At 36.6% G+C, this 7,770-nt stretch carries 10 protein-coding genes and 2 pseudogenes; 5 read left to right on the top strand and 7 right to left on the bottom strand.

Annotated features, from left to right (window positions below; all coding sequences use genetic code 11):
- Nucleotides 1–926: 926 nt before the first annotated feature.
- The gene (locus tag C7B62_RS23150; protein ID WP_106243109.1) at nt 927–1,397 is read right to left on the bottom strand and encodes a hypothetical protein; all 471 of its coding nucleotides are present in this window, start codon (nt 1,395–1,397) and stop codon (nt 927–929) included.
- A gap of 55 nt (nt 1,398–1,452) precedes the next feature.
- On the opposite strand from C7B62_RS23150, the gene C7B62_RS25915 reads away from it, so the two are divergent.
- Nucleotides 1,453–1,611 carry a hypothetical protein gene (locus C7B62_RS25915; protein WP_158260736.1) on the top strand — a complete coding sequence of 53 codons (159 nt, stop codon included), beginning with the start codon at nt 1,453–1,455 and terminating at the stop codon, nt 1,609–1,611.
- Between the two features lie 17 nt (nt 1,612–1,628).
- Here the strand turns inward: C7B62_RS25915 and C7B62_RS23140 are convergent, their stop codons facing one another.
- Together C7B62_RS23140 and C7B62_RS23135 are read right to left on the bottom strand one after the other, a co-directional pair.
- The gene (locus C7B62_RS23140) at nt 1,629–2,009 is read right to left on the bottom strand and encodes a hypothetical protein (RefSeq protein ID WP_106243100.1); all 381 of its coding nucleotides are present in this window, start codon (nt 2,007–2,009) and stop codon (nt 1,629–1,631) included.
- A gap of 141 nt (nt 2,010–2,150) precedes the next feature.
- Nucleotides 2,151–2,405 (bottom strand): annotated as a pseudogene (locus C7B62_RS23135) (helix-turn-helix domain-containing protein); the annotation flags it as partial.
- Between the two features lie 10 nt (nt 2,406–2,415).
- On the opposite strand from C7B62_RS23135, the pseudogene C7B62_RS23130 reads away from it, so the two are divergent.
- Nucleotides 2,416–2,595, top strand: a pseudogene (locus C7B62_RS23130) (transposase); the annotation flags it as partial.
- On the opposite strand, the gene C7B62_RS23125 reads toward C7B62_RS23130, so the two are convergent.
- Entirely contained in the window at nt 2,549–2,833 is a 285-nt protein-coding gene (locus C7B62_RS23125) for a hypothetical protein (protein WP_106243094.1), read from the bottom strand. The pseudogene C7B62_RS23130 and the gene C7B62_RS23125 sit on opposite strands and share 47 nt — an antisense overlap.
- A 70-nt stretch (nt 2,834–2,903) precedes the next feature.
- Entirely contained in the window at nt 2,904–3,380 is a 477-nt protein-coding gene (locus tag C7B62_RS23120; protein WP_106243092.1) for a DUF4326 domain-containing protein, read from the bottom strand.
- Nucleotides 3,381–3,591: 211 nt separating this feature from the next.
- Between C7B62_RS23120 and C7B62_RS23115 the strand changes: the two genes are divergently transcribed.
- Entirely contained in the window at nt 3,592–4,284 is a 693-nt protein-coding gene (locus C7B62_RS23115) for a hypothetical protein (RefSeq protein ID WP_146132187.1), read from the top strand.
- Nucleotides 4,285–4,842: 558 nt separating this feature from the next.
- Here C7B62_RS23115 and C7B62_RS23110 read toward each other — a convergent pair.
- Both C7B62_RS23110 and dndE read right to left on the bottom strand, forming a co-directional pair.
- Entirely contained in the window at nt 4,843–5,730 is an 888-nt protein-coding gene (locus C7B62_RS23110) for a PriCT-2 domain-containing protein (protein ID WP_106243087.1), read from the bottom strand.
- 51 nt (nt 5,731–5,781) lie between these two features.
- On the bottom strand, nt 5,782–6,315 hold the full coding sequence (gene dndE / locus C7B62_RS23105) for a DNA sulfur modification protein DndE (RefSeq protein WP_106243084.1): 534 nt from the start codon (nt 6,313–6,315) through the stop codon (nt 5,782–5,784).
- A gap of 132 nt (nt 6,316–6,447) precedes the next feature.
- Between dndE and C7B62_RS23100 the strand changes: the two genes are divergently transcribed.
- Both C7B62_RS23100 and C7B62_RS23095 read left to right on the top strand, forming a co-directional pair.
- On the top strand, nt 6,448–7,107 hold the full coding sequence (locus tag C7B62_RS23100; protein WP_106243080.1) for a hypothetical protein: 660 nt from the start codon (nt 6,448–6,450) through the stop codon (nt 7,105–7,107).
- Nucleotides 7,108–7,109: 2 nt separating this feature from the next.
- Nucleotides 7,110–7,730 carry a hypothetical protein gene (locus tag C7B62_RS23095; protein ID WP_106243077.1) on the top strand — a complete coding sequence of 207 codons (621 nt, stop codon included), beginning with the start codon at nt 7,110–7,112 and terminating at the stop codon, nt 7,728–7,730.
- Nucleotides 7,731–7,770: the final 40 nt, after the last annotated feature.

Genomic DNA, 7,770 nt, shown 5'->3' with positions numbered 1-7,770 from the left:
TCTAGAACACATTTAGTAATGTACTCAGTTCGAGAAAGATTTAGTAGCTTGGCTTGACGGTCTATCTCAATAAGATCGCTGGGGTAAAGTTTTAGTAGTACTCCTTTTGATTTATATTCACCTTTATTATTAGGGTAGTGAGTCACAACCTTAAGTCTTGTGGAAGTAAAAATTTTATTTTGGCAATGTCTAAACTAGCTCGGTGCAATTTAGATCACAGTTAAAATATTTCTGTGCAACTTTAGCCACAAACCAATATTTTTTGAGATTTTTCACCCTAGTCTCAAATTCAGCTAATTTGAGCTACAATTATCTGGCAAGCTGCAAGAACGATTGTTTAAGTACTATAGTACCAAGAGTATATATTCTTGCACTGCTTGCTAACCAAGTATTTCTAACCCCAATCGTGTTCTAGGTTTGGTGAAATTCGCTTTTATTGATTGGTTGAATAAAAAGTTAGACTACGATTTCTAATGGAAGAAATCAAAAATTGAGATTCAGACTGCTAAAAAAAGGTAAAAATAAAGTTCAGACCTTTGAAAAATCGAGCTTAAATTTTTGACTTGTTTAACCTATATTAGATGGTTATTTAGATTAAGTAACAACTCAGACTACAATTTTCAGCAAAAAACTTCCAAAAATGAGATTCAGAGTCTTAAAAAATCGATTCAGACTTTTATTTTTTTCCTATTTTTGCTTTCTGAGAAAATTCGTCTAATTCGAGATTATTTCTTAAATTTTGATAGTGTTAATAATCAAGGTTGACACCAACAATATCTAAAATGTGCGGTTGATTATTAGAATGAAAATAGATAGCCAAGTTTCTAGCTATGGCTATCTTGCGGTATCCTTCTCAGACTATGAAACTATACCGAAGTTCTAGAAATGTTTCACGCTCCTCATGCTAGCCCAATCTACTTGATCCTTCAAGCATTATTGATATCGATAACCCAGCAGTTATTGAGGAGGATAGGAGAAATCGCATCTCTGACCATCGACCAAGATAAGCCACCTAGACCGCATCCAGGTCTAGTCAAGACAAAGGTGCAATCTGGTTTCAGATTTGCCAGTTCAGCTAGAGTTCGAGCCGAATTCGTGATTAAAGTCAAGCTAGAGCGATCGCGCCAATGATGCTTAGTAGGAAAGGACAGAATGTGAGCATTACCCATACTCAATAAATAGTGAACCTGATTTCCAGACTCAGTTAGCTTTTGCCCCAGTATTTTTGGTAGTTGAGGATGCACTAGAGTAAATGCTTTAGCAATGCCTGCTCCCATTACCGCATCGCCATTGGTTTTAATGATGCCATTAGTGGTAATGCACAAAGCTAATTCTTTTGTTTGAGGCTGTTGCGACCAGGAATCTTGATCAAAAATGTTTCCAGTAATTTCCAGCATAAATAAATATCTGATGATTATTTACTTACGCTCCCCAGAGCTATTAAAAATAAAAATGACCCAAAGTAAAATTTATTTTATTGGAGACTTAAAACGTTCTCAAGGTTTACGAGGTCGAGAAAAAACGGGCAAAACAATTACCGCAGATCCTGGTCTGAAAAAAAACATACCCAATTTGGGTATTGTTTTAACTGGGGACAGATTACTCAGGTAGATATCTGTCCTCTATATTTACCTGGCATTTTGCTTATTCCAGTAATGAAACTTTTTGGAATATTGTTTTTGCTTGGAACGTAGTTCTTGTTCGTTTTGAACTAAGCGCCATTGCCGAGTCTGATGGTCGTAAATCTCGACTAGGTTAAACGCAGCTTGTATGATTTGCTCGCGATTCCAACCAGTATAATACTGTTGGTAAGTAAGTCTGGTTGATTTGGCATCAACATTTTGACCAGCACGCTTGAACTTGTCTATTTCGCTATTGATAATAGTGAAAACAAGCTGTTCTATTGTCAACGGTTTAGGTTCTTTGACTTGTTCAGGTACGTAACTAGCTACAGATTGAACAGGTGCATAGGCTTGAGTCTGGACAGGTGCATAAGTAGTATAAGTCATGGTTTTTAACCTTATTGATTTAATTAAATTCACTAACCCAGGCTCGACAGAGCCAAAATTAAGCAGACTTTTAATTTGAGTCTGCCTTTGACTAACTTAAATCAAGTTATGTTTTGACTGACCTCTAATGGGTCATGTCTTTCGATATTCAGGAAACAAGACTTTCGTTTGTTTTAGATCTGATTGCTGAGTATAGTAATTAACTCGTTCGGGAATATCCCCAATCGGCTCAGAAACAATCGAACATCTATCCACTAGTGAACGAGTACGCCGTAGATAATCTAACCGCTGCCCTAGTGAATAATTCCAATGCCTTCTCAAAAGTTCTAATGTGTGGTTCATCAGAATCTCTTGTTCGGGACTAGGGTTAATTCGATAGCAGTAAGTTAGAATCATACTTAATCATCCACAAGTAGAGTTGAGTAAATTTATCGCTAATCTTAAGACTGTTTCTAGTCGTTTGATTCGGAAAGATTTTGCAGCTTATTTAGCCAATTACTATCGCAAGCCTGTTTTCTGGACTGGTTCATATTTCGTTGCTAGTTGTGGCGGGGTTTTAGTAGTTCTAGATATTCAACTTGATTAGCTTGAGTCCATCGCGATTCTTGACCGCGAAAAGGAATCGCTGCCACTAGCTTAAGGCATCGATTAATAGCGCATTCAGCTACAGCCGTGTCCCATCCTAAAGCCATTCCTGAAATTACCGTATCGGGACGATATTGACTCATAACAAAATTAGCAGTGTCTAATAAAGCTTGATAGGTGCGTTCAGAATAAGTACCTGGTAGAGAATTAGGTCTATGACCAGTAAATCCTAATATCATTTTGATCTATTTATTGGTATAGTTCACTCTACCCAAGCTCAACCGAGCAATTTAGACACTATTTTTCTATTTAACTAAAGCTTTGACTGTTGTACCATACCGCAGCGTTCCACAATATTTGTGTATGGCAATAAATATTGTCTTTGTTAAGGGCATTGTGATAAGTGTTGATACAAAAACACACTAAAGTCTGAACTTTATCTAATTCCCTACATAAATTTAAAAATCTATAAAGATACATCCTTTCCCAGTCCATCAAATTATCTTGAGAATTTTCATTCTGGATTAATTTCCAAAGCCATTGTTTATAACAATATAAACATTCTTCTAAACTATTAACTCGCCAGACACAATTATTGGTATTTTTGTGAGAATAGGGATTGCCTAAACCCAAATCCAAAGGATTAAAACGATCTGAATTGCGACTGGAATTACGTCCGCAATAAACCGTGCCTGCGAGCAGCGTGTTTGCACGATTTAACGTAACAATGTTAACTATACGAGATTTTAATTCTGCCTTTTTAGCCGAAATAAGAGGATTACTCATGATTTAAATAAAACCGATATCAATCAAACTTCACCTACATCAACCCGACAGGGTTAATTGTTTAGGCAGCTTTAATATCTAAAGTGTAAATATTAGAAATTATTGATTTAAGATTTAAGTTTCTAGCGATCGCCAGCTAGTAGTGCAAATTAAATCCTCAAATGTTCGGGTTAAAATAAAAATTGCCAACCCTTAAATAAAAATTAAGATTATGTCCACTATTCCTATGCCTCCTACCCCTCCTAAACCTTTATTTGATCTGAAAAAGCGTTTAGAAGTCTACCAGCAAATGCAGTCCGATTTGGAACAGCTGGTTGCATATCAGCAAAAAGCGATCGCTTTTCATAGTGAATCTTTAGAACTGTTAAAAACGGAGGCAGAAAATACTCAAAATGAGCTAAATTCTTGTCAAAATATTATTGAGTCTTTAACTAGCAATATTACTTCTCAACCTCAGATAGTTAGTAATGGACATCAGGCTGTTGTAGTTGACGCAGAAATAGAACCAGAACTCGAAACCGAACCTACTAAGACTCAGACCAAATCTCTTTCTAAAGTTAAGGTCAAAACACCTGTTAAAACCAACAAATCTTCCACCACTAAATCTAAAGCAGAAACTAAACAAGCAACTAAAAAAGTCAAAGTTAAGCCTGCAAGCATCTTACCCCCTTCTAAAGTACTTGAGCAGTATGAAAGCATTACTGATATGGTATTAGATTTTGTTATTGAGAAAGAAGGAGTAATAGAAGTATCGGATGTAATTAAATACGTTTATCCCGATGGTCTAGAGCCTGATCAACGTAAAAAAGCTGCTAGTTCCTTTAGTAGCGTTTTAGGTCTTCAGACTAAAAAAGGTAACTTAGAACGTACTGTTCCTGGGAAATATCTTTGGAAGAAAAAATAAAATCGTAAGATTTAATCCTGCTGCATGAGCTAAAAGATCCAACTGTTTAGAGATAGGACTGATTGACGATTCCATCTATCGTATGTTTAACTGCACAGTAAGCAGATTTTGGTGAATAGTAACCTTCTGGGCTGAAAGTAATTCTATCTTTGAAGAGGATGGCATACTGATGCAGCCTATTTGGATAGTAGAAGAGGATAACAATATATCCCTTATAGTTTTCTACGTTGCTAATCGTTAATTCCATAGATCGTTTCCCATGATCAACCACCAACTATTGTAACCAGATTTGGCTAGTTGAAGATTTGAGCGCAGTTGTGTTTTATTCGCAGCCAATATACTACACTAATCAATAAAATTTCTGAAACGATATTTAATAATTTATTTCTTTAGCCTGCTAAAACTATGTTTTTAAATAACTTCGCCCTGTACAAAGTAGAAGTTATCTTTCGATTTTGCATCCCAGTAATTTTGTGCTTTACCTTGCCTGAGTTGAGCAACTTTCCACTGCCAGCCGTTAAAGCGGACTGGCTAACTCTTGCTCACACCTATTAGATTTTAGCTAATCTTGACGTAGTAGTAAATTGTGCGGTAGGTAATGCCCGAACCGTTAAAACTTGACCAGCGGTAGGAACATTCTCCAGTTTTATACTTGCTCGAACTCTGACTCCAGCGATCCCAGAGCCAAAGTAAGCCAGCATCCCAATCTTTAAGAGCCATACCCACTCGAATCCAGTCATCGTAGATGTCTGCATAGATGGGATTAATTAAATTAACCAGATCTTTTACCGTTTGATGTTGATAAGCTTTGGTTTGAGGAAGTTTAGACCTAAGTTTTGGTTTTAAAATATTTAGCCATAGACTTGATATTGTGGGAATTTCGAGCTGGTCTGGTGCAATTATCCAACGATATTTACCCGTCATAGGATGAACCGATGGAGGCAGGGTAACAAGTAAATTTTCACCTCTTACTTCTAAGCCATTATTGAGTTTAAAGCTGGTTATGGGCTGGTCTACATAATATAGAAACTGTCTACGTCCTGGACGACCAGAACTATAACTAACTGTAGTGGGAAACCCCATTGCCTTAACTTGATTTAAAGCCTCAATTGAGTCACAATCAAGGGCAATCAAATAGCGATCGCTCTGTTGTTGTCCGCATAATAGACTATAGCCATTGGGTACAGCTGCATAGAATCCTTGGTTTCCTCTCACCCATATTTTCCCCTCTTGAGATAACGAACGAAATAGGATTTGGGGTGAGTAATAATTCTGCTGCCACCTTTTACCCAAGGGTTGTTTATCGATGCAAGGGACTAATTTCCAATAATTTGGCAGTTTAAATAAACTTTGAATTATTTGATTTAATCGCTCTGGCGAGCGATATAAGTTGCTTCTATAATGCGTTTCCATAGAAGTTTTTCGTTCTTGAGTAAAACTGGACATGATACTAGGGTTGGTTAATTGTCTGGTTTTCTCAAGCGCAAGCTCTTAAAATTATAACTTAAACATTTTGTGTGACAAACTGCTTTTACTACCTTTGCTTTGATTAGTTTCAGGTTCTTCTAGTATTTGCCATACCAGTTTGATTGCTGGCTTAGGTTTGGATTGGAGTTTAATAATTTCACTACTGGGTTTAGTTGGAGTTGGTGGATTTAGAGCTAGTTCCATTAATTCCTCAATTCCAGATAGTTTCATCCCTGCTAAATAGCCAATTCCTCTAGCCAAATGTAGTTCAAATTGTCGTTTTATTGAATCAGAATCTAGGAGTAAATTATGATTATGGCAGTACTGTTTGAGAGCGATAGGAATAAGCGAACCAGTATTGCCAATAAATGTTTCCCAAGTGATTTCTAAATTGGAATCAAACACTAGGGGGACTGGAGAAGGAATCGAATCTTGACTCAAGCTATAGCAAAATCCCCAACGACAAATAGTGGCATAGGTAGGAATTTTTGTTTTAGTTTTAATGTTGATAATTTGGTATCGAGTTTTTTCGCTAAATTTGAGACGTTTGACAATTGGTTTCATTGGAAAGACATAAAATTTTTCAACGCCAAAAGCGTCAGCTTATTTATTCGGGCTTTCAGTGTGTTATCGATCACGGATAATTATTGTTTGAAAAGAGATATTAAAAATAATATTGATTCAAATTTCTTTATCATGCCTAATTCAGTTCATCTTAAAACCAAGAACAATCTAGTTCGTTTTGAACTTAAATGTAAGTCTGATAACAGTTCGGAACAACTATTGACTGAATACCTAAACCGACACAGTATTGTTTCCCCCCAAGCTCGAATAGGCAAAGCAGTCGAATCGTTCTACTTGCCACTATCTGTATCGCCCGAACACGAACACTTTCGTTCTATAGTTTTTGAGTCTTTAGTTTCCCTTCAAGCTCAAATAGATTTGATTGAAAACCTTACTGGAATCAGCGTTAAGCATTCTGGATTAGAAGCGTCTCAGCCGATAATGATTTATCCTTCTGATTCAATTCCCCCATTGGAGACTACAAAAATTCGACCTCATAAGCTAGCTGTTCAAGGTGAAGAAAGTAACGCTATTGCCGAATCAAATGTTACGGTAACAGCGATTAAGTCCGACCCCGTTTTATCTCCATTGAAAGAGCTAGAAGCCAAAATTATGGGGTTACTTCAAGAATTAGCTAATGGCGAGGATGGACTAGAAATAATTCGCATTCTCAATGAACTTCAGCCTGAAAATGAGGAAGACTGGTCGGATGAAATGTGGCAAATTTATGACCGCGCTAGAGAACAAGTTTCAGAAGCCAATTATCAAATAACATTTAATATCGAAGATTAGCTATGAGCAATCAAAATATTGTTTCAACACCTCAATTAACTCCAACCTCTAGTAAAACTCAAATTCCCACTTTGACTTTGGTCATAGACCCTGGAACCAGTTGCACTAAAAGTATCTATGCTAAAGGTAGAAGAGGTAAGCCTAAATTTCTTGTCTCTAGTGCGGTAATTTGTCCAACTTCAGTCGAACCTAATTCTGAGGCAAGCTATATTAAATTGCCAGAAGAAGAACAGTATTATTTAGTGGGTTATTCTGCCGTTCAAGCTAAAGTTAAAAGTAGCGTGCGTCAGCTCAAATCTGAATCAATAATTCCTAAAGTCTTAGGAGTTGTTGGACAAATTGCTCAGGAGGAATCATTACCCAAGCAATTTCAATTAAAAATGACATTATTATTACCGATGTCAGAAATGATTGAGCGAGATTTTGTTGAGTCTGAATTAACTCAAGCTTTAAATAACTTCAATTACAGCGGTATCGATTATCAAGTAATACCAACTTCAATTCGTTTTCGTCCAGAAGGAAGAGGAATTTATACTTACCTGTCTCGTTTGACTAGTCCAGAAGAGATTAACAATCAAACACTAGTTGTAGCGACCCGAAATGTGCGATTCGTTTCTAGGTGAATACATAGCCTAGAGTGTTGGTAAACATAATTAAATGGAG

It is taken from the genome of Pleurocapsa sp. CCALA 161 (assembly GCF_003003995.1).
GTDB lineage: Bacteria > Cyanobacteriota > Cyanobacteriia > Cyanobacteriales > Xenococcaceae > Waterburya.
Note: the sequence above shows the minus strand (reverse complement) of the source record. Positions and strands in the feature narration are given on the sequence as shown.

Excerpts from the sequence above, each read along its gene's own strand:
- C7B62_RS23100 (WP_106243080.1), top strand. The coding sequence starts at position 6,448 with ATGCCTAATTCAGTTCATCTTAAAACCAAGAACAATCTAGTTCGTTTT.
- C7B62_RS23095 (WP_106243077.1), top strand. The coding sequence starts at position 7,110 with ATGAGCAATCAAAATATTGTTTCAACACCTCAATTAACTCCAACCTCT.
- C7B62_RS23110 (WP_106243087.1), bottom strand. The coding sequence starts at position 5,730 with ATGTCCAGTTTTACTCAAGAACGAAAAACTTCTATGGAAACGCATTAT.
- C7B62_RS25915 (WP_158260736.1), top strand. The coding sequence starts at position 1,453 with ATGACCCAAAGTAAAATTTATTTTATTGGAGACTTAAAACGTTCTCAA.
- C7B62_RS23140 (WP_106243100.1), bottom strand. The coding sequence starts at position 2,009 with ATGACTTATACTACTTATGCACCTGTCCAGACTCAAGCCTATGCACCT.
- dndE (WP_106243084.1), bottom strand. The coding sequence starts at position 6,315 with ATGAAACCAATTGTCAAACGTCTCAAATTTAGCGAAAAAACTCGATAC.
- C7B62_RS23125 (WP_106243094.1), bottom strand. The coding sequence starts at position 2,833 with ATGATATTAGGATTTACTGGTCATAGACCTAATTCTCTACCAGGTACT.
- C7B62_RS23150 (WP_106243109.1), bottom strand. The coding sequence starts at position 1,397 with ATGCTGGAAATTACTGGAAACATTTTTGATCAAGATTCCTGGTCGCAA.
- C7B62_RS23120 (WP_106243092.1), bottom strand. The coding sequence starts at position 3,380 with ATGAGTAATCCTCTTATTTCGGCTAAAAAGGCAGAATTAAAATCTCGT.
- C7B62_RS23115 (WP_146132187.1), top strand. The coding sequence starts at position 3,592 with ATGTCCACTATTCCTATGCCTCCTACCCCTCCTAAACCTTTATTTGAT.